Annotated in this window: 17 protein-coding genes; 3 read left to right on the plus strand and 14 right to left on the minus strand. The window is 49.1% G+C overall.

Annotated elements, in window-relative coordinates:
- The first annotated feature begins 351 nt into the window (after nucleotides 1-351).
- The 3 genes from ACJJI0_RS09375 to ACJJI0_RS09385 all read left to right on the plus strand — a co-directional run bounded on the left by ACJJI0_RS09375 (nucleotide 352) and on the right by ACJJI0_RS09385 (nucleotide 4,066).
- Nucleotides 352-3,342: an intermembrane phospholipid transport protein YdbH family protein gene (locus tag ACJJI0_RS09375; RefSeq protein WP_444885654.1), complete on the plus strand. Its 2,991-nt coding sequence runs from the start codon at nucleotides 352-354 to the stop codon at nucleotides 3,340-3,342.
- A 191-nt stretch (nucleotides 3,343-3,533) separates the two neighbouring features.
- A complete protein-coding gene (locus tag ACJJI0_RS09380; protein WP_252085095.1) occupies nucleotides 3,534-3,728 on the plus strand; it encodes a YnbE family lipoprotein in 195 nt (64 codons plus the stop codon).
- Nucleotides 3,729-3,739: 11 nt separating this feature from the next.
- Nucleotides 3,740-4,066 (plus strand): YdbL family probable chaperone protein, encoded by a 327-nt coding sequence (locus tag ACJJI0_RS09385; RefSeq protein WP_444885655.1) that lies wholly within the window; start codon nucleotides 3,740-3,742, stop codon nucleotides 4,064-4,066.
- 115 nt (nucleotides 4,067-4,181) lie between these two features.
- On the opposite strand, the gene rpoS is transcribed toward ACJJI0_RS09385, so the two are convergent.
- The 14 genes from rpoS to ACJJI0_RS09455 form a co-directional block, all read right to left on the minus strand.
- Complete coding sequence (gene rpoS, locus ACJJI0_RS09390) at nucleotides 4,182-5,231, minus strand: RNA polymerase sigma factor RpoS (protein ID WP_252085093.1); 1,050 nt, start codon at nucleotides 5,229-5,231, stop codon at nucleotides 4,182-4,184.
- A gap of 202 nt (nucleotides 5,232-5,433) precedes the next feature.
- The gene (locus tag ACJJI0_RS09395; RefSeq protein ID WP_444885656.1) at nucleotides 5,434-6,198 is read right to left on the minus strand and encodes a peptidoglycan DD-metalloendopeptidase family protein; all 765 of its coding nucleotides are present in this window, start codon (nucleotides 6,196-6,198) and stop codon (nucleotides 5,434-5,436) included.
- A gap of 194 nt (nucleotides 6,199-6,392) precedes the next feature.
- Nucleotides 6,393-7,355 (minus strand): DUF368 domain-containing protein, encoded by a 963-nt coding sequence (locus ACJJI0_RS09400; RefSeq protein WP_444885657.1) that lies wholly within the window; start codon nucleotides 7,353-7,355, stop codon nucleotides 6,393-6,395.
- A complete protein-coding gene (locus tag ACJJI0_RS09405) occupies nucleotides 7,352-8,023 on the minus strand; it encodes a protein-L-isoaspartate(D-aspartate) O-methyltransferase (protein ID WP_444885658.1) in 672 nt (223 codons plus the stop codon). Before ACJJI0_RS09405 ends, ACJJI0_RS09400 begins: the two co-directional genes overlap by 4 nt.
- A 48-nt stretch (nucleotides 8,024-8,071) precedes the next feature.
- The gene (gene truD / locus ACJJI0_RS09410; protein ID WP_444885659.1) at nucleotides 8,072-9,034 is read right to left on the minus strand and encodes a tRNA pseudouridine(13) synthase TruD; all 963 of its coding nucleotides are present in this window, start codon (nucleotides 9,032-9,034) and stop codon (nucleotides 8,072-8,074) included.
- On the minus strand, nucleotides 9,027-9,512 hold the full coding sequence (ispF, locus tag ACJJI0_RS09415) for a 2-C-methyl-D-erythritol 2,4-cyclodiphosphate synthase (RefSeq protein ID WP_252085088.1): 486 nt from the start codon (nucleotides 9,510-9,512) through the stop codon (nucleotides 9,027-9,029). Before ispF ends, truD begins: the two co-directional genes overlap by 8 nt.
- Nucleotides 9,512-10,231 carry a 2-C-methyl-D-erythritol 4-phosphate cytidylyltransferase gene (gene ispD, locus ACJJI0_RS09420; RefSeq protein WP_444885660.1) on the minus strand — a complete coding sequence of 240 codons (720 nt, stop codon included), beginning with the start codon at nucleotides 10,229-10,231 and terminating at the stop codon, nucleotides 9,512-9,514. Before ispD ends, ispF begins: the two co-directional genes overlap by 1 nt.
- The gene (locus ACJJI0_RS09425; RefSeq protein ID WP_444885661.1) at nucleotides 10,228-10,515 is read right to left on the minus strand and encodes an FtsB family cell division protein; all 288 of its coding nucleotides are present in this window, start codon (nucleotides 10,513-10,515) and stop codon (nucleotides 10,228-10,230) included. Before ACJJI0_RS09425 ends, ispD begins: the two co-directional genes overlap by 4 nt.
- Before the next feature lie 85 nt (nucleotides 10,516-10,600).
- On the minus strand, nucleotides 10,601-11,887 hold the full coding sequence (gene eno / locus ACJJI0_RS09430) for a phosphopyruvate hydratase (protein ID WP_444885662.1): 1,287 nt from the start codon (nucleotides 11,885-11,887) through the stop codon (nucleotides 10,601-10,603).
- Between the two features lie 226 nt (nucleotides 11,888-12,113).
- Nucleotides 12,114-12,959 carry a 3-deoxy-8-phosphooctulonate synthase gene (gene kdsA / locus ACJJI0_RS09435; protein WP_444885663.1) on the minus strand — a complete coding sequence of 282 codons (846 nt, stop codon included), beginning with the start codon at nucleotides 12,957-12,959 and terminating at the stop codon, nucleotides 12,114-12,116.
- A 57-nt stretch (nucleotides 12,960-13,016) separates the two neighbouring features.
- Nucleotides 13,017-14,651: a CTP synthase gene (pyrG, locus tag ACJJI0_RS09440; protein WP_252085084.1), complete on the minus strand. Its 1,635-nt coding sequence runs from the start codon at nucleotides 14,649-14,651 to the stop codon at nucleotides 13,017-13,019.
- 125 nt (nucleotides 14,652-14,776) lie between these two features.
- Nucleotides 14,777-16,099, minus strand: a complete 1,323-nt coding sequence (gene tilS / locus ACJJI0_RS09445) for a tRNA lysidine(34) synthetase TilS (protein ID WP_444885664.1) — start codon at nucleotides 16,097-16,099, stop codon at nucleotides 14,777-14,779.
- Nucleotides 16,100-16,297: 198 nt separating this feature from the next.
- Nucleotides 16,298-18,877 carry a glycoside hydrolase family 3 protein gene (locus tag ACJJI0_RS09450; RefSeq protein WP_444885665.1) on the minus strand — a complete coding sequence of 860 codons (2,580 nt, stop codon included), beginning with the start codon at nucleotides 18,875-18,877 and terminating at the stop codon, nucleotides 16,298-16,300.
- Between the two features lie 303 nt (nucleotides 18,878-19,180).
- Entirely contained in the window at nucleotides 19,181-20,512 is a 1,332-nt protein-coding gene (locus ACJJI0_RS09455; RefSeq protein WP_444885666.1) for a sugar MFS transporter, read from the minus strand.
- Nucleotides 20,513-20,830: the final 318 nt, after the last annotated feature.

The following is a 20,830-nucleotide window of genomic DNA, read 5'->3' on the forward strand; positions in this document are numbered from 1 at the left end:
AAAGCCCAATACAGCCTTAATACTTCATTCGAATGGGACTGCATGGCTAAGCCTGTTGCTTTCTGGCTTTTACCCCCAAAGCCGGAGAATAATAACAGATGCAATGACACCTAAAACTGCTGCAGGACAGAGTGGCTTACACCTTATGACCCAATATTCATTTCTCATTTTGGTGGGCAAGTGAACCATCTTTATAGTCAATAATCTAATTCTCACAAAGTATTATCCTGACAGTCTGATAAGATATCTTGTTACAGATCTGCAAAAGACGCTATTAACCCGTTACATGACTGCTACAGTTTTTAGCGATTATACGAAATCACCTCCACTCTATAAGTTAAGAGTTTTAAAGTGCGAAAACCCCGTATTCTTATCATTGTGACTACAGTACTCTTAGCTACCTTTCTAGTTGGTAGTTGGTGGAAAAAAGATATTGTTGTCTCTCAGATGATCAACCTATTTGCAGGCGAAGTTGTTATTCAGCAATTATCCGGATTGAAATTAGGCATCAAGGAAGCTTCTATCGAACAAGTCCGCCTTCAGTCCAACCGAAAAAATAGCCTTATCCTGAACAAGGTTAAAATACTCTATCCTTTTCATATTATTTTTGATCGGGATAATACCCAAAAGATTGAGCTATCAATTGGCAAACTCACATACTCTGAAATAAAAAACTCTACATCAAGCAAACCTAACAAAACTGAAAAGATACCCTCTAAAGAAAACACTCTCACCTTAAGTAATTTAACTCAGAATATAATAAGCTTTATACCCGGATCAGTATTCGTAAGAGAAATTGAATTTGGTGGTGATTTGAAGGCTGGCCCGCTGAAAATTAACCGGCATAATACAGAGATCCATATACAAACACCTTTCAGCTCAGTCAAAACCGGAAATCACGAACTTTCACTAAAAGCCAATTTGACTTCAAGCGACATTACTACAGTTACAGAAATAAGCTCTGACTTAATTAAAGAACCTTCTCGACTGGAAATAGATATATCCAAAACCCATAAAAATCAATGGAAACTAGATGCGAGTGCATCATCAAACCTAAATTCCATTGAGTCGATTCTAAACATCTCTGAAGTATTGGCCGAAACCCCTGTAGATGGAATGAGAGCCAGTGGGAGTATACTGATTAATGCTCGCGCCTTCATTCCAGACGAAATCTTATCCAAGGCAAACTATCAGGATATTCTATTTAAAGTTGAGAGTGATAACCTGGGATTGATCTTACCCATTGAATCTTCCAATAAAAAGATACAAGCTCACTTGTCAACTAAGTCCCCCATAGAACTCAAACTAAAGACTCTAAATCCTATTCAGTTAGAGTCCGTCACTGGTTCTGGCTCAATTGAGGTTTCAACACTAAAAGATTCAGGCAGCAAAAATCTTTTGGCAAATCTTAGGTTCGAATATAGCGATCTAACACCCAACCCTAAGTTCCAATTGAAGGGCTCTGTCGATCTGGCTGGCGCAGAACCACTAATCAAGCCCCTTTTGACTAAGAATTACTTTCCTTCACTCGAAATTACCAATCCCAAAGGATATCTCATTTTTCAAAGTGAGGCTCACTTAAATTTTACCGAAACATCGTCTATAAATAAAAACTGGCTTGAGCAAATTCGTCTAACTATCTTACCAAAAAGCAATTTACTGTTTGATGCAGAAATAACCGGTCTGAAAGAAGAGTCTCCCTTACTCACCAGCGGGTTAAATCATAATCATATTCAAGCCGAAGTTAAGAAGAACATTCATATTACCGGGAGCCCCTCGGAATCCAACTCCTTCAACTTACAAATTCACGATGGATTAATTGTCACTCAGCTAAAAGCCAAAAACACCCCTAATTCAGCCTCTTCAAAAATTGAACACATTCAGTGCAACATCAAAAATTTTACCGAGTGCAGGTTTAAGTTCGAGGCCAAATCTCCTGTAATAATTGATATGCCCGCGGGTGTTGTTCTCAGAAAAGTGGATATTTCATCTACCATTCACTTCCAGGAAGATGGCAACATTCAGAATTTAAAATTGGAACAAGTTAAAGCCTCACTTGGAGAGCTGAAAGCTAAAGAATTCAAGATTAGGGAAGCGGAACTTATAGCACCTAAAGTCAACTGTGAAATTTTATCAGGTATCAAAAGTTGCATTATTGAAAAATCAAGCAACCATTTTAGCAATCTCTCCAGTGAGCATGCGACTTTATCTGGAACACTAGATCTGAATAATATAAAAGTAATATCTTCAAGAGATAGCACACAGTTCAGCAGTGACTTTAGTAGTAACAGACTTAAGGTCGTTACCCCTGAAAATTATACCCTTGAGACTTCTCTTACTGGCTCTCTCTCCCTGGACGGGAGTAAGCTTGAGGGACAAAGCCAAGTTAAGGCCGGTAATTTACAACTCACATCAAGTTTGCATCATGATATCGAGTTAGCAGTTGGCGCTTTTCAATTTTCACTGCCATATGTTGAGTTCAATTCCGCAGCACCCCTCAGTAAGGTTTTCCAAGGCTTACCTTTAGATATCGTTTCTGGGGGTCTTTCTGCCAATGGCGCTATATCATGGCCTCGCCAATCAACTGATACTATCGACATAAGTTTAACTAATATCGCTGCGATCTACGATAGTAGCTTCGCTGCAGGAGTTAATGGGAATGTTCTGGTGGAAACTCATAGAGGAAAATGGTTTACATCTAAACCACAACCTCTGACTATAGAATCCATCAACGCAGGATTACCTCTAAATAATTTGTCCTTTTCTCTGTCTGTAAATAAAACACAAGATCTTATCCTAAACGATTTTTCTGCAGAGTTTCTTGATGGAAAACTGTCTTCCGAAGCTTTGTATTGGAATCTGGATAATATAGAGCGCAACAGTACCTTGTACGCAGAGCATGTATCTCTTGAAAAGCTAGCTCAAGAAACCGAATCGGAAAGTTTCAAGGCCAAAGGACGTCTAAACTTAACCATACCTATTACCACAGGCCCCCAAGGGATTACCGTTAAAAATGGTCATTTAGAAGCAGTCGAGCCTGGCGGAGAGCTAAGATATTATGGTGCATTTTCTCAGCAGATGCTCAAGGGCAATCCCCAACTGAAACTGATCTCAAATGCCCTTGAAGACTATGACTTCCGCACCCTGGAAGGCAATTTGCAATATCCTCCCAGTGGAGACCTATTACTCAACTTAAAACTTGTCGGCCGTAGTGAATCGATGGATTCAGAAAGAGACCTGATTATTAACCTCAACCTTGAGAATAATATTCCTGCAATGTTGCGCTCGTTACAGGCCAGCCGTGACCTGACAACTGCGTTAGAAAAGCAACTGGACCAATAGGTTGCTAGTACAGTAGGCTCTCCCCACTAGTGCATAAGGTCGACTAATTCAGAGCGGGTTAAGGTAGAGCCATTACAATTGCCAAATGTGGTCACTCCCGACGCAGTTGGCGAACCTGGCCTGATTTTTGACGTAACTGCTGAAGATGCAACAAATAAAAGGCGCCTAAGTGGCACCATAAGGAGTATCAGATGAGGGCCAGCCGGCTGATTCTTTTAGGAGTACTGTACACTTTGATTGCTATAGGTTGCACACCTACTGTAGCAGTGAAGGCCCCCAGCGAGCCAATTACTGTAAACCTGAATGTTAAGATTGAACATGAAATCCGGGTCAAAGTGGACAAGGATCTTGAAAACCTGTTTGACGACAAGGAAGGCATTTTCTGAGGAGATAGAATATGAGTATGGTAAAGAAAGCTCTATTAGTTCTGGGCTTGATAATGGCGTTACCCGCAATGGCGATTTCCTTAGAAGAGGCCAAAAAGCAAGGGTTAGTGGGAGAAGCAAACAGTGGCTATATCGCTATTGTGGACGCCAGTTCGCCTGAACTGGAGAAGCTGGTAAAAAAAATAAATGCGGAACGTAAGCAGGCCTATACCGAGATAGCCAAAAGCCACAATGTCGATATTGCCCAAGTTGCGGCACGTGCTGCCGAGAAACTAGAGGCCCGCCTATCCCGTGGGGAGTACTACCAGGACAACCTTGGTCGCTGGGTGAGAAAATAAGCGCTCTTGGATTAGAAAAACGGAAACTGTGACGTATTACATCGCTATCACAGTTAGTTTGAGGAAGCCCCACGAAACACACCTTTCATGGGGCCTCCCTATTTAGGGGCCAAAATTAGAGATTTCCAAACAGGGATTGCCCGTCAAGTCCCTGCTTTTCCATCACTTCCCTTAAACGTTTCAGTGCATCAACTTGGATTTGGCGAACCCGTTCACGAGTGAGACCAATCTCACGCCCAACTTCTTCTAGGGTGCTCGCCTCAAATCCACGTAATCCGAAGCGCCTGGAAACAACTTCACACTGCTTGTCGGGAAGCTCACCAAGCCAGCGATTAATGCTATCGAAAAGGTCGCTATCCTGAAGGAGTTCTGCCGGATCAGACTCCTGCTGGTCGGGTATAGTATCAACCAACGTCTTCTCGGAAGAAGGGCCTATAGGGGTATCTACGGAGGTGACTCTCTCATTGAGCCCCAGCATCCGTTCGACGTCCTCTACAGGCTTCTCTAACAAGTTAGCAATCTCTTCTGCAGATGGCTCGTGATCCAGCTTCTGTGCAAGCTCACGAGATGCTCGAAGATACACATTTAACTCTTTTACTACATGGATTGGCAGGCGAATAGTGCGAGTCTGATTCATAATGGCTCGTTCTATTGTCTGACGTATCCACCAAGTAGCATAAGTAGAAAAGCGGAAACCTCGCTCCGGATCAAACTTCTCAACAGCACGAATTAACCCCAAGTTGCCCTCTTCGATTAGGTCTAACAATGCGAGGCCACGACTAACGTAGCGACGGGCGATTTTTACAACAAGGCGTAGGTTACTCTCGATCATACGCTTTCTTGATGCAGCATCACCACGCAAGGCCTTGCGTGCGTAATAAACCTCTTCTTCAGCGGTCAGTAGGGGGGAAAAGCCTATTTCATTGAGATAGAGCTGGGTGGCATCCAGGTTCTTCTGTAAATGGCCATCGCCATCCAACCTGCTAACCCGACTCTTCTCTGTGGGGGAGGAAACGGAGTTATTTTTTGCCGCATTTCTCCGCGTACGGCCACTACTTTTACCTTTTTCGGAATTTAGTTTCTGCTCATCATTCTCTACCGCCAACTCAGGAGGAAAGTCTTCTGCCTGGCCAGTCATGGACTGGTCTTGCCGTTGTGCTTCCATTTCCCCTGCTCCTTGTACTTTGCCAATATCAACCGCATAGCATGAGACCAGAATCGGTCTAAAAAACGACCAATCAAGTACACATGTGCGACAGCCACAGAATCGGCTTGACCATTTGGTCGCCACGATTGCTGTGACCACCCCAAGTGGTATTAGTTAAAAGTCCATTTTTATTTGCAGAGCTTTAGAGCACTCTCCCGACTTAAGGCAGATACGCGAGAGGGTCCACTGGCTGACCGTTTTTTCGTATTTCAAAGTGGAGCATGTCGCGGTTGGTACCACTCGAACCCAGTTCCGCTATCCGTTGTCCAGCTTTGACCTTACTACCCTCTTTCACCAACAGTCGGTGATTGTGGGCATAAGCACTCAAGTAAACATCGCTGTGCTTAACGATCAGCAGTTTTCCATACCCTCTTAATGCACTGCCAGCGTAGATAACAGTGCCATCAGCTGCTGCCGATACAGATTCTCCCTTTTCACCGGCGATATCAACACCCTTCCGCAAGGGGTCTCCAGAGCGGAACTTGCTGATGACTTGTCCACGGACAGGCCAACGCCAGTGAATCGTCCCTGTTCGCTTACTTTGAGGCTTCTGGCGCGTAGAGCTTCTCGTTAAAGATTTTTTATTCTTGTCGGGAATAGCTTTTTTTGTGGACACAGGCTTAGCCACAGTTTTTTTTCTGGCTACAGGCGAGCTTGAGGCGACTTGACGCGGCACTTTACCATTCAACTGTAAGCGTTGGCCGGGATAAATATTATAGGGAGGCTTAATGCCATTGATAGCCGCCAGCTTGCGGAAATCCTGACCGTAACGCCAGGCAATAGAATACAGGGTATCCCCGCGGCTCACAGTATGATGGTTGAGACGGATACTTGGAGGCTGATTTAGGGAACTACTAGGTGCTCTGTGGCCAGCACAGGAAACCAGGGCCATAGCCACAACACCGATGCCTAATATTTTTAACATCAAAGTCAAAAAATGACCAATATTAGGCTTATTGTTCCGCCAAAAATGGGCCTCAACTTGTCGTAAAAGATGACATTCCATTATTCTCTTTTTACATCAGACCACGGCATTTATGGAAAAAGTGTCTAAAGAAAAGCTCTAAAAATCATTGGAAAAGCTTCATAAAAAGCTGCCATACCGAGATATTCCAGATCTTATTGCGGTGTGGCGTAGGATTTACCTCGATGCCCTCCTCCGAAATAGTCCACCGCGAGAACCAGTACTGCAGCAACCAAAGCGGCAATAATCGCAGGCCCCAGATTCGCATTCTCACCTGTCTGGGCCATAAAGTTCGACGGGGATGTATTGGTGAGTAATGGCGCAAGCTTACTAGAAACAGTTTCGGCGCCATTGATTGGTAGCTTCCAGGGCCAAATTATTTTCAGGCTACCTAATAAGATCCCTGCAAGAAAAGCCAATGTGCGAGCGACATATTTGTGCATCAACCAGGAAAGTAATCGGCTAAAAAGCATTAACCCCAGAGCGGCCCCAACCGCAAAGTACAATAAATTCGACAATTGCAGCTCATGTACTGCAGTGAGCACCTTGGGATAAATCCCAATCATAAGCAGGATAAAGGCACCTGAAATTCCAGGCAAAGCCATGGCACAAATTGCCAATGCTCCAGATAAAAATAAAGTTAGTGGCGTGGCTGGGATATCCCCAGGACGAAGCTCACTGACAACAACTGCCAGCGCGATGCCTAGAAGGAGAAAGATCGCTGTCGAAAGAGACCACCTGGGGATATTGCGGAGAATAGGCAAAGTAGAAGCCAGCACTAGGCCGAAAAAGAAAGACCAGACGAGAATAGGATATTGCTCCAAAAGGCCACTAATAATCCTCGCCAGGCTGAAGATACTGATCAACACCCCTAGAAACAGGGATAACAGGAAGCTGCCATTGATGTGCTTCCACGCCGCTGATAGCCCTTCCTCCCGCATTATCGTAATACAGTGAGGTCCTATCCGGCTCAAAGAGTCGAGTAACTCCTGGTAGATCCCTGTAATAAAAGCAATGGTCCCCCCGGAAACCCCCGGAACAACATCTGCAGCACCCATTCCCATACCACGCAGCACTACACCCGGGTACCGGCTCTTAAAGAGCTCTCTAAATTTCATCGAACCACACCACTAAGCAGCGGCACAAACCGCACTGCTTCTAGCTTTTCCACATCGAACTGATCGGTATCCTGGCGACGAGAGATCATCATCAGGTGCTGTTGCTCCGAACCCACAGGAATAACCAGCACGCCATTTGGTCCCAACTGTTGCTTGAGTTCATCGGGAACCGTTGAGGGAGCCGCTGCTGCCAGGATTGCATCATAAGGCCCTTTTTCCGGCCAGCCAAAACCACCACTACTGAGATTGTATTCAATATTCTGATATCCCAACTCGTTAAGACGCTGGCGGGCCTTATCGAGCAAGGGTTCGACACGCTCAACAGAAAAAAGTTGTTCAACCAGCCTAGAAAGAATTGCGGTTTGGTAGCCGGAACCCGTACCAACTTCTAAAACCCTGTGCAGCGATTTGGCCCTGCTCAGCAGCAACTCTGTCATGCGGGCAACAATGTAAGGTTGGGATATTGTCTGGCCATAGCCAATTGGCAGAGCTGTATCCTCATAGGCGCGGATCGCCAGGGCTTCATCCAGAAAAAGGTGCCTGGGGGTCGAAGCCATCACATCGAGGACTTCTTCATTGCTAATGCCCTCATCCCTCAAGCGTTGGATCAGGCGATTGCGAGTTCGCTGGGAGGTCATTCCCAAGCCTTCGTGTCTCAAGCGGTCCATAAGCTTTTATTCCATCCCCTGTATAACTCTCGCTTTCAGCCACAAATTTTATGTGTCCGAGTTCACATTGACCAGCTGTGCCACCTCCCTTAGCAAGGCTGTTGCGAATGCCCCAGGCGGCAACGCAAATTCCAAGAGGAGGTCATCAGACTGCCACTCAAAACGAAAGGCCTCTGGACGTAGGGCCAGTGGTCTTCGCTCTTGCTTGAGCCCGCAATGTTCCAGCCAGTTACACCAGCTCAGCCACTCCTCTAGTACTTGCTGCTCCAATTCGCCTTGAGGACCTGTGGCGAGGTTTCTACCGCGCCCCCACAAAGGACCACTGGGCTCACTTTGTGGCTCACCCTCAATACTTTGCTGCCAGCAGTCTTGAGTGATTCTTTCTGCCAATACCTGATTAAACAGCCAACTGCGCGCAGCCGACATGGCAAAGGCCTTTTCATTCTTACGACAGCGTCCCTCTTCTTCCGCCAGGTGACGCGCCAGGTTCAGGTTGCCGCCATCGATACCAAAACGCTGCTCACCGAAGTAATTTGGCACTCCGCCGCCTACCTGTTTAAGCACCTCTTCCGCAGCCGCCCGATCACCACTTACATTGCGCAGGCGAATTTTAAACCGATTGCCTACATGCTCCCCGCGACGTAGTTTACGGCCGCCTCGAAAAAACCTCAGAAGTGAAACTTCTTCACTATTGATCTGCGACCAATCTGCCTCTGGCTTCTGTCCGAGCCAAACACTAAACCACTGCGTGGTTACGGCATGTCGATCCTTCAACCCAAAGTAGCTGACATCCAGAGGGCGCACTCCGGCGAGTTTGGCTAGCTGTTTTGCCACCCAGACAGTATTGGCCCCCCGCTTCTTAATATGCAGGTACACATGCTCCCCGTCCTCTGTAGGTTCGGGAAAGGCCATCTCATCGACAACAAAATCTTCCGCAACAGTACGAAAATCAGCAGAGATTGCCGCCCCACCCAAAGCTCGGGGCCAATTTAGATTCCAGACTTCAGACATCATATCGCTCAAGTAAAACAGTGGCCTGGGCCGCAATTCCTTCACTCCGCCCGGTAAAGCCAAGCTTCTCCGTAGTCGTTGCTTTCACACTAATATCGGCGATATCCACACCGCAATCCGCAGCAATATAGCCCCGCATGGTTTCTATATGAGGAGCCATCTTGGGAGCCTGCGCAATGAGAGTGGTATCAGCATTCACCAGGCGATATCCCCTTTCCTTAATTAGGGTCATAACATGTTGCAAAAGGGCGCGACTATCCGCGCCACTAAAACGCTCATCCGTATCGGGGAAATGATGACCGATATCACCGAGAGCCAAAGCACCAAGAAGCGCATCGCAAAGTGCATGCAATAACACGTCCCCATCGGAATGGGCTTTTAAACCAAAGCTATGGGGAATTTTTGCTCCACCAAGCACAACATGATCACCAGGGCCAAACGCATGCACATCAAAGCCCTGGCCAATTCTAAAACTCACTATCGATAATCCTCGGTGGGAGCGTAGCGTAGACGTAAAATGGTCTCTGCCATTACGATATCGGTGGGGTGGGTCACTTTGATATTGTCACTCCGACCTTCAACAAGTTGCGGAGAGTGACCAAAAATTTCCAACGCACTTGCCTCATCTGTAACAGCTTCACCTTGCTGTAATGCTTGACTGAGGCAGGAGCGAAGTAGCGCAAGAGGCGCTCGCTGAGGGGTCTGTGCAAGCCATATCTGGTTGCGATCCAGGGTTTGTTCAACACATTGGACACCGCTTATCTCAGACCCTCTCTTTACAGTATCGCTGGCCTGACGCGCCAGCAGCGCGGTCTGTGCAACCTGGCTGTGCAACAATGCACTAATGTCTTCCATTGCAACACATGGCCGAGCGGCATCATGTACAAGCACTGGGGTGTCGCCATGTTCCCGTTGAGCGAGAAATTCCAGGGCTGAGAGGACAGAATCCGCTCGCTCAGCGCCACCAATTACAGTGTGCATTAATGGGTGAGAGGCTTCTTTCAAGTGCGGGAAAAATTCATCATCCTTTGATAGGGCCACAACAACGCCAGCAAGTCCCGGCCAACTTAAAATATTCCGCAGGGTTAGGGACAATAAAGGGCGCCCCAGTAATGGTAAATACTGCTTGGGGCGATCGGCTCCCATGCGTTTACCAACACCCGCAGCGGGCACAACCACCCAATAATCTGTAATCACTTTTTAGCCTCTTCCGAGTCCAGGAAGATAAACAGGGTTTCCCCTTCCTTAATCAATCCCAAATCATAGCGTGCCTTGGCTTCGACACCATCAGTGCCCACTTTCAGGCTTCGTACTTCTCTCAACAACTGGCGATTTTCCCGCGCTAAAGCTGCATTTTTTTCCTGTTGCTGAGCAAGCTGTCGTTTGAGACGGGTAACTTCGGCAAGACTGCCATCACCAACCCAGAGACGATACTGAGTGGCAAGCAGAATAAAGATAAGAATTCCCAGCAGCCATTTCATACGAGATTACGATATTTCGCTTGTTCGTATTATAGGTATTGCAGAGGAATCCCTCTGCAATACCAATGTGCGATTCAAATATTGATTATTTGAATTCAGCACGGCCACGGTAAGGAGCGGAACCGTTCAGCTCAGCTTCAATACGCAGCAGACGATTGTACTTAGCTACGCGGTCGGAGCGACACAAGGAGCCGGTTTTGATTTGGCCGGCAGCAGTCGCAACCGCCAGGTCAGCAATGGTGGTGTCTTCGGTTTCACCAGAGCGGTGAGAGATTACAGCGGTGTAGCCGGCATCTTTAGCCATCTTAATCGCATCCAGAGTTTCGGACAAAGAGCCGATCTGGTTGAACTTGATCAGGATAGAGTTACCCACGCCTTTCTCGATACCTTCTTTTAGTATCTTGGTGTTGGTTACGAACAAGTCATCGCCTACCAACTGTACTTTTTCACCTATCTTGTCGGTGAGAATTTTCCAGCCGTCCCAATCGCTCTCGTCCATACCGTCTTCGATAGACAGGATCGGATAGTTGACGGACAACTCAGCCAAATAGCTGGCGAAACCTTCGCTGTCGAACTGCTTGCCTTCGCCAGCCAAGTCGTACTTGCCATCTTTGTAGAACTCGGAAGAAGCACAGTCCAGAGCCAGGGTAATGTCATCACCCAAGGTGTAACCGGCCTTTTCTACCGCTTCAGCAATGACCTTCAGAGCGGCTTCGTTGGATGGCAGGTTCGGAGCAAAACCACCTTCATCGCCAACCGCAGTGTTCAGGCTGTTGCTGGACAGTACTTTTTTCAGGGAGTGGAAGATCTCAGCACCCTGGCGCAGGGCTTCGGCAAAAGATTCAGCTTTAACGGGCTGAACCATAAATTCCTGGATATCCACATTGTTATCGGCGTGCTCACCACCGTTGAGGATATTCATCATCGGAACCGGCATGGAGTATTCACCCGGAGTGCCGTTTACCTCAGCAATGTGCTGATACAGAGGGATTTTTTTGGAAGCTGCAGCGGCTTTAGCGGCCGCCAGTGAAACTGCCAAAATAGCATTAGCGCCCAGATTAGCTTTGTTTTCAGTACCGTCGGCATCGATCATCGCCTTATCCAAAGCGCGTTGATCGGTAGCATCCATACCTTTCAACAGATCGGCGATAGTCGTGTTGATATTCTCAACAGCTTTCAATACGCCTTTGCCCAGGTAACGACTCTTATCACCATCGCGCAATTCCAGAGCTTCACGAGAACCAGTGGAGGCGCCAGAAGGAGCGCAAGCGGAGCCAATGGAACCGTCTTCCAGGATTACATCGGCTTCGACGGTAGGGTTACCGCGGGAATCCAGCACTTCGTAGGCTTTAACAGCGACAATCTTGCTCATTAACAATGGGCTCCGTATTAGTACTAACTAAACTTGTTACTTATTAAAAAGGTAATTACTGAAAGAAATTTTCCAATAGATGCACGCAACAATTAAGGGTTCTTACTCTTGTGAAACTTTTTCTCACAGTTTTTTGTGAGTATCTCTAATCGTAGCTTCCATGAATAATAGCTACAGAATAAGTACCAAGCGCCCAAAAAGGGCGCGCGCTATGTATTTCTTACTTTTATTCAGTATCCAGAGGCGTAAAGCCTTTGATTAAATCATCCACAGCTTTCATCTGTGCGAGGAATGGTTCCAGCTTCTCCAGTGGCAATGCACTGGGGCCATCACACAATGCCTTATCTGGATTCGGGTGTGCTTCCAGGAACAAGCCGGCAATACCAATAGCCAAACCTGCTCGGCCCAGCTCAGTGACCTGTGCACGACGACCACCAGAGGCAGCACCGGAAGGATCGCGCATTTGCAGTGAGTGAGTGACATCAAAAATCAGCGGCGCACCGCCGGAGGCATTGATCATGGTGCTGAAGCCCAGCATATCGACAACCAGGTTGTCGTAGCCAAAGCAGGCACCGCGCTCACACAAAAGAATATTTTCATTGCCGCACTCAGCAAATTTCTCCACCACATTTTTAACTTGCGGAGGGCTCATAAACTGGGGCTTTTTGACGTTGATCACTGCACCAGTCGCTGCCATAGCGGCGACCAGATCAGTCTGGCGGGCCAGGAAGGCCGGCAGCTGGATAATATCCACGACTTCGGCAACCGGAGCAGCCTGGTGTACTTCGTGGACATCGGTAATCAAGGGGACCTTAAAAGTGTCTTTGATTTCCTGAAAAATCTTCAGGCCTTCTTCCATTCCCGGTCCGCGATAGGAGTTGATGGAAGAGCGATTGGCCTTGTCAAAAGACGCTTTAAAAACATAGGGAATACCCAGTTTTTCAGTGACTTTTACATAGTGCTCAGCCACCTGCATCGCCAGGTCGCGGGATTCCAGTACATTCATACCGCCAAAAAGCACAAAGGGCTTATCGTTGGCGACCTGAATATTTCCAACTTCAATTGTTTTCACAGTTTATTCCCTGTTATCTCCGCCTCAACTAACTTAGAGCTGAGGTGGAATTATTTTTTAACCCTGGTTTTCGCGCTGCTTCATTGCGGCGGCCACAAAGCTTTCGAACAGCGGGTGGCCGTCGCGCGGGGTTGAAGTAAATTCCGGGTGGAACTGGCAAGCAACGAACCAGGGGTGGTTCGGCAATTCAACCATTTCTACCAGGGTATCGTCTGCAGACCAGCCGCCAATTTTCAAACCGGCTTGCTGCAGGCGGTCAACGTAGTTGTTGTTCACTTCGTAGCGGTGGCGGTGGCGCTCTACAATGACGTCTGCACCGTAAATATCGCGAGCCTTGGTGTCTTTAGCCAAGCGACACTCCTGGCCACCCAAACGCATGGTGCCACCCAGGTCGGACTGCTCGTCGCGCTTCTCGATATTGCCTTCACTATCGATCCACTCAGTGATCAGGCCGATAACAGGGTGCGGGGTTTTAGTATTGAATTCAGTACTGTTGGCACCTTCGAGGCCGAGCACATTGCGCGCGAACTCGATAACCACAGACTGTAAACCGAGGCAGATGCCCAAGTAAGGAATATTGTTTTCACGAGCGTAGCGAACAGATTCAAGCTTGCCCTCTAAACCGCGCTCACCAAATCCACCGGGAACCAGGATTGCATCGGCATCCTTGATCAGGTCAATGCCGTTCTCACCCTCAACGTCTTCAGCGTTGATAAAGTCGATATCCACTTTGCAGCGATGCTTGATACCCGCGTGGGTCAGGGACTCGATCAGGGACTTATAGGCATCCAGCAACTCCATGTATTTGCCAACCATGGCAATTTTCACTTCGTGCTGCGGGTTCAGCTTGCCATCGACCACTTCATCCCACTCGGAAAGGTCTGGTGCCTGGCATTCCAGCTGCAGTTTTTCCACAACGATATCGTCAAGACCGTAACTGTGAAGAAGACGCGGTACGCCGTAGATGGTCTTGGCATCGGGCAGCGGTACAACAGCGCGCTCTTCAACATTGGTAAACAGTGCAATCTTGCGGCGGGAGTCCTCATCGATCTCGCGTTCGGAGCGGCACAGCAGAATATCCGGCTGCAAGCCGATAGAACGCAACTCTTTAACAGAGTGCTGGGTCGGCTTGGTCTTGGTTTCACCAGCAGTGGCAAGAAAGGGCACATAGCTCAGGTGGATCAACAGGGCGCGGTTGGTGCCCATTTCCACACGCAGCTGACGCACAGATTCCAGGAACGGTTGGGATTCGATATCACCTACGGTGCCACCGATTTCAACAATAGCGACGTCGACATCGCGGCCACCTTCTACAACGCGGCGTTTGATCTCATCGGTAATATGGGGGATCACCTGTACGGTGCCACCCAGGTAGTCACCACGGCGCTCTTTGCGCAGTACGGTCTCGTACACACGGCCGGTGGTGAAGTTGTTACGCTTGGACATCCGGGTACGGATAAAGCGTTCGTAGTGACCCAGGTCCAGGTCAGTCTCGGCACCATCCTCGGTGACATACACCTCACCGTGCTGGAAGGGGCTCATGGTACCCGGGTCTACGTTGATGTAGGGGTCCAGTTTGAGGATGGTAACCTTGAGGCCGCGGGCCTCGAGAATGGCGGCCAAAGAGGCGGAGGCGATACCTTTCCCCAACGAGGAAACCACGCCACCAGTTACAAAAATATAGCGCGTCATGCAAAACCTTGGTCAGTTGAGCGCTCGATGAATGTCGAGCTTACAGGGCTGGCCCGGGCGGATAATCCAGCTTCTCCCGGTGCCTTTGAGACGGGGCGCCAGGGTAGCAGAAAACCCCTCTCCGCTCAATCGAAAAACCGCCAGCTGGGCGGTTTCACCGAAGGTGCTACTGGCAAAGTGGAGCAGCCCGCCTTACAGCAGAATAAATCGGCAACTGCCACCAGCTCTCCATCCAGATACACGAGCGGTATCCGGTCTCGCAGCCAGGGTTCCAACGCCCTCTCCTGCAACACCTTCTTGAGAGTCTGGGAGCGAAGTCGGTCGCGAGGCTGGACGCGCTCACCGCCCCGGCGGTATTTCACTTGATATACCCCCTGGGGCCAACCCTGCACCGATTCCAGTACACCACCTCTGGGCAACAGTAGTGCTGACACGCCATCCCATTGAAGGCTTTCTTCCGTGGTAGAAAAGGGCTCCATGACAGGGGTCAGATAGAGGCGCCGCTGAAAGCGTCGCACTACACACCCACCCAGTCGTACTTCCACTTGGGCATCCGCACTCGCTTTCTCAATTTGCGCCAAAGCTTCTTGCAGAACCACGGATTCCGGTGCCATACCACCCTGCAGCAACACCCAACCACGCAGTAGATTTTTGCGCCGCGCAATACTTAAATTCGTGAACGTCGCTAAAAAGAGACTCTCCCCTAACCTCTCTCGCCTGATATCACAGATCTGCAAGTCAGCAAGCGCCAACTCCTCTAGCAGTAACGCAGATTCCCTAAGATTATCTGCAGCCCGCTGAATACTCTGCCGTGCCGGCCAACGGGTGGATAAAACAGGCATGACCTGTCGGCGTAAATAGTTGCGCTCAAAGGCCTCATCAGCATTACTCTCATCCTCAATCCAGCTGAGCCCGTGTTCAAGGGCCCAGGCTTCCAGCTCACGGCGCCCCACTGACAACAAAGGACGAAGTAAGGATTTACCCTCACCCAACGGCCGACTCTCCGCCATACCCGAAAGCCCAAGGACGCCCGCTCCCCGCATTAGCCTATATAGAAAGGTTTCTGCCTGATCATCCCCATGGTGACCGAGCAAAATTTGATCACCGGAGGACATCACCGAATCAAAAGCCTTGTAGCGAGCCTTACGCGCCCCCTGCTCTATCCCACCACCGCTTCTATCGACTTGCACACGCACCGCAACAAAGGGCACTTGCAGCTCACGGGCAACAGCTTCGCAGTGGCCAAGCCAGCGCTCTGCATTACTACTTAGGCCGTGGTGCACATGCACTGCCTTAACGGGGATACCATTCTGGTTGAGAAGATGCAGCAAGACAGTGGAATCCAAGCCACCAGAAAATCCAACCCATAGCTGTCCCAGAGCCGGGTGGCGCTGCATCGAAGACTTTATAAGTTGCGGTAGAGAATTTGCTGCGGATTTGGAGGTCACTGCCTATACCCTGGAACTGAGATCGACACAGTATACCGGTGCTGGCAACTTGAGTTGATGGACTTTTGAGCGGGAAGCGGGATATTGCAGAGCTACAGCTCTTCAGCAACTCAACCACTTAAAAGAGAGGTGTAGCCCAGACCCCAATTTTTACAGACCCGGGCATTTAATTACCAAAACGGCTAGAGATAAAAGTCACTAACCCGCACAGCGAATATCAGCAGAAGCTGCCGCATCGGGTACCAATCGAACATTGGCTACGGCTATCGTTGCGGCACCCTCACTCTCCAAGCGGAAAGCACTGAAAACCTTGCTAAAGTCAGCGCCAGCTTTAGCAAAGCATTGCAGATCCACCGAGAGACGGGTCCAGTCATTCAGAGGTATGGTTTTCAGAGTGGCTTGCAGCGGCACTCTGGCAATACAGCCCTCTCCACAGGTCACCGCCGCTTGTAGCGGTTCACGTAGCTTCTGATCAACGCGAATATTCAGACTCAGGGCTGAGCCCTCCTCCAAATAAATGTCCAAGTTTTGCATATACTCCGCAGACAACTGCACGGCACCGGGGCGCAGGCCCTTCCACTCGATCAGACGCGCATCTTCTTGAGAGGACATATCAATCGAAGTCACAACGATATTGTTATCCTCTCCACTGGCCGCACGGTTGCCATTCACTGAAACTGCCTTGGCTCCGTCCTCGGCAATATTCAATACCCAGGGAGCGCGCGGACGGGAAACCAATAACCAGGCATCCTCCAGTCCACCCGCAGCCATATTTTCGCTGGTCTCAGGCAAGTCGTTGCTGACCAGGGATTCCTCATTCACACTCAAGCCGTAACCCAAAGCAAACAGGGGATCGTAGTGCTCGTGGTATGGATTCAAAACCGTTTGATTGGTGTACATCGGCCAGCTAAAGGGCAACTTACCAGTGAAATCATATCTAATCCCACCTTTGGCACCTCGGAATAATACATCGGCCACACCGGCACCCTCAGACCCCGGCAGCCAAGCGGCCACAAAAGCATCCGATGCATTTAATTCACTGTTCACCCAAAGCGGGCGACCGGACAGGAAAACACTGACAACTGGAATTTCCTGTTCACGCAATTTCTTCAACAGTGCCAGATCTTTCTTGTTACCGCGCTGGTATTCCAGATTTGTGATATCACCATGCCATTCCGCGTAGGGTTCTTCACCATAAATGGCAATAGCCACCTGGGGTGCCTTGCCATTGGCAAAGCTGGCATCGGTAAAGCTTCCATCCTCACTCAGTATGGCTTCACCACCCACGCTCTTTACGGCTGCGGCGATGCCCTCAAAGATGGAAGTAGCACCGGGAAAATCTTCACGGGTATTACCAGTGCCCTGCCAGGATATTGTCCAACCACCACTTTGTTTGGAGAGGTTGTCGGCCCCATCGCCGACGACTAGAACATTCTGCTTCGCGGCTAGCGGCAACAATTGATCATTGTTTTTCATTAACACCAAAGACTTCCGCACTGCCTCTCTGGCGATAGCGCGGTGCTCGGCATTGCCGAGAATACCAGCCTTGCCCGCTAGGGGCATATTACGCTCGAACAAGCCGGCGCGAAGTTTCACTCGCAGTATGCGGCGCACCGCATCATTCAAACGCTCAGTGGGGATTTCACCGCTCTTCGCCTGAGCCAAGGTATTGTTGTAGAGGGCCTTCCAATCCGCAGGCACCATAAACATGTCCAGACCAGCGTTAATTGCCGCGGCACAACTTTCCAGAGTGCAACCCGGTACGAAACTGTGACCATTCCAGTCCCCGACTACAAATCCATCGAAACCCAAACGCTCCTTCAAGACATCTGTCAGCAAGTATTGATGGCCATGCAACTTCTCACCATTCCAACTATTAAAAGAAGCCATTACCGTTTGCACACCAGCGGGCAAAGCGGTCAGGTAACCTGCCGCATGTACTTCTGCCAGTTCCTTTTCAGGCACAGCATTATCCCCGCGGTCGATTCCACGTGTAGTTCCACCGTCACCGACAAAATGCTTAGCCGTGGCGACCAGGTTTTCTCCGCGCAGAAAATCGGCTTCGTTCTTGCCACCCTGCAACCCTTTCACCATGGCTTCCGCATAGCCAGCCACTACAGCCGGATCTTCAGAATAACTTTCATAAGTGCGTCCCCAGCGGTCATCCCGCACTACCGCCACAGTGGGGGCAAAGGTCCAGTCGATACCGGTAACAGCGACCTCGCGGGCCGTCGCACGACCAATACGTTCGATCAGCTCGGCATCCCTCGCCGCCCCGAGGCCAATATTGTGGGGAAAAAGAGTTGCCCCAATAACATTATTATGGCCGTGCACCGCATCGGAGCCCCAAATCAGGGGAATAGCAACACCGCCATCGGAAGTGTCCATGGAAGCCTTGAAAAAGGCATCGGAAAGCGCGAGCCAATCTTTAGGCGTGGCAAACTTATCGTTGTCTGGAAAGGCACCACCACCGTTTAGCACAGAGCCCAGATGGTATTTCTTAACATCTTCAGGGGTGACGTGGCGGATCTCCGCCTGAATCATTTGCCCCACCTTCTCTTCCAAAGACATGCGCGACATAATTTCGGAAATACGCGCTTCCAGCTTTTCGCTGCGTGGAAACGCGGGCTCGAGTAGCGGCCAGTTTTCCAGGCTACCGCCACCGCTTATCTGGGAGTTATCCTCTTTTGCCGGAACTTCTTCCCCCTGTGGCTGACAGCCAACAAGTGCCGAGACACAGAGCATTAAGCTCAGTGAAAATCGTTTTTTAAATTTCACGGATAACTCCCAAAGTTTTCCCACGCTTGTCCTTCTGCCCTACCAATTCCATCGCTACCAGAATGAGTAACACAGATATTATTATTTCAGTGTAAACCCCAAATTCCTGTCACAGCCAATAAGGCCTCGATTGGATTTCAGGTATTCCACGCAACGGTATCAACGGAGCAAAGTGCAATACTTGCCGAGGAGCGCCAATAGAAATCCGATGGATTGGGCCAAATCACAGATAAGGCGGAAAACATTTTCTAGCCGGACTACTTAAAAAATAGCCTGGTGCAAAGTTTCAACTGCTTTTGCCCACTACTCCATCGCAGCACCACGCAGGGTTGGAGAAAAAGCACCGTAATAAGCGATATAGCAGTAGCACAGCAGCGGTACTAAAAAAGAAATCTGGATACCCGCTTCATCCGCGAGCACTCCCTGAAGCAATGGAATAACCGCACCGCCAACAATGGCCATGCACAGGATACCGCTGCCCTGACTGGTGTACTGACCCAAACCCCGCAGCGCCAGGCTGAATATGGTTGGAAACATAATGGAATTGCAAATCCCCACAGCGACAATCGACCATACAGCCAGATAACCAGAGGAGAGCATCGCCACCCCGATAAGTACTACAGAACCCAGTGAACACACTGCCAGTGTTTTTCCCGCAGAGACATAGCGCAGCAGCAGAGCCCCGGCAAAGCGGCCTACCATAGCGCCACCCCAGTAGTAGGAAACATACTTTGCCGCTTCAAATAACTGCATTTCAGCAACAGAGGATTCACTAAAAAAGCTAACCAGGAAACTTCCTATAGCTACCTCGGCGCCTACATAGGCAAAAATACCAATTGCCCCCAGTGTCAATCTGGGAAAGCGCCAAATGGAAAAAGTCTCACTGCGGGGCGGGCTTGAACTGTGAGAAAGGCGGTGTTCAGGGATTGTCGGCAAACGAATCCAGGAGAAAAAAGCCACCGTCATCAACAGCACTACTGCCAACCAGAAATAGGGTTTTTCCACCAGGGCCGCCTCCCTAGCACGGAATTCATCGACACTAGCTGCCGTATCGGGATCGGCGCCCATTGAAATCGCGGCAAAAAAAACGGCACCACCGGCAACCGGCGCCAAGGTAGTTCCCAGAGAGTTAAATGCTTGGGTTAGGTTTAAACGGCTTGGAGCCGTTTTGGCACTACCCAAAGCAATAACGTAGGGATTTGCCGATACCTGCAATACCGTAATACCAGAAGCCAGTACAAAAAGCCCCAATAAAAACACTTCATAGATTTGCAGGCGCGCAGCAGGAATAAAAACCAGGCAACCAGCACAAGCCACTAATAAACCAAAGACCAACCCCAACTGGTAGCCAACTCTACGCAAAAGCAACCCAGCAGGAACGGAAACCAGAAAATAGGCTGTAAAAAAGTAAAACTGTACCAGGACAGCGCGGGTATAACTCAGCTCAAAAACATTTTTAAGATGTGGCACCAGAACATCATTCAGCCCGGTGATAAAACCCCACAGAAGGAAAAGCGAAGTCAACGCTGCAAGATTTAAATACCCTGGAGAGCGCCCCTCTTGAGCCTGGGCATCTGAATCACAAACAGCCATTTCGTTCGAGTGAAGACTCGACTCGGGCAACATCTGGCGCATTGGAAACCGATCCCCAAATTTCAAACTCGTTTCTCGGCGATTATACTGTTCTTCCTAAACGCTTTTGAGTCGCCAGCGGAAAATTAAGGACAAAATGTGCAATTTTTTTATAACCCTTAATAAAAAACACTTTCACTCAATGAAAGTTGTCTTATGGGTCCAGATTGCCGAAAGTAACTTGACTAATCACCACGAAAAGCGACAAAAAGGACCAAATAAGGGCTAAGCTGGAATCCTAGCGTACAGGCCCACTGGCGGGCACCGGTAAGCCAAGGTAATATCTTCCGGATAATAATGAACGCGATGATGAGCGTCTAT

The sequence above is a fragment of the Microbulbifer mixtoriginis (SeqCode) genome, from assembly GCF_052466695.1.

What these genes read in the sequence shown, in the direction of transcription:
- ACJJI0_RS09380 (WP_252085095.1), top strand. Translation starts at nt 3,534, where the DNA reads ATGAGGGCCAGCCGGCTGATTCTTTTAGGAGTACTGTACACTTTGATT.
- ACJJI0_RS09385 (WP_444885655.1), top strand. Translation starts at nt 3,740, where the DNA reads ATGAGTATGGTAAAGAAAGCTCTATTAGTTCTGGGCTTGATAATGGCG.
- rpoS (WP_252085093.1), bottom strand. Translation starts at nt 5,231, where the DNA reads ATGGAAGCACAACGGCAAGACCAGTCCATGACTGGCCAGGCAGAAGAC.
- ACJJI0_RS09395 (WP_444885656.1), bottom strand. Translation starts at nt 6,198, where the DNA reads ATGTTAAAAATATTAGGCATCGGTGTTGTGGCTATGGCCCTGGTTTCC.
- ACJJI0_RS09400 (WP_444885657.1), bottom strand. Translation starts at nt 7,355, where the DNA reads ATGAAATTTAGAGAGCTCTTTAAGAGCCGGTACCCGGGTGTAGTGCTG.
- ACJJI0_RS09405 (WP_444885658.1), bottom strand. Translation starts at nt 8,023, where the DNA reads ATGGACCGCTTGAGACACGAAGGCTTGGGAATGACCTCCCAGCGAACT.
- truD (WP_444885659.1), bottom strand. Translation starts at nt 9,034, where the DNA reads ATGTCTGAAGTCTGGAATCTAAATTGGCCCCGAGCTTTGGGTGGGGCG.
- ACJJI0_RS09425 (WP_444885661.1), bottom strand. Translation starts at nt 10,515, where the DNA reads ATGAAATGGCTGCTGGGAATTCTTATCTTTATTCTGCTTGCCACTCAG.
- eno (WP_444885662.1), bottom strand. Translation starts at nt 11,887, where the DNA reads ATGAGCAAGATTGTCGCTGTTAAAGCCTACGAAGTGCTGGATTCCCGC.
- pyrG (WP_252085084.1), bottom strand. Translation starts at nt 14,651, where the DNA reads ATGACGCGCTATATTTTTGTAACTGGTGGCGTGGTTTCCTCGTTGGGG.
- ACJJI0_RS09455 (WP_444885666.1), bottom strand. Translation starts at nt 20,512, where the DNA reads ATGCGCCAGATGTTGCCCGAGTCGAGTCTTCACTCGAACGAAATGGCT.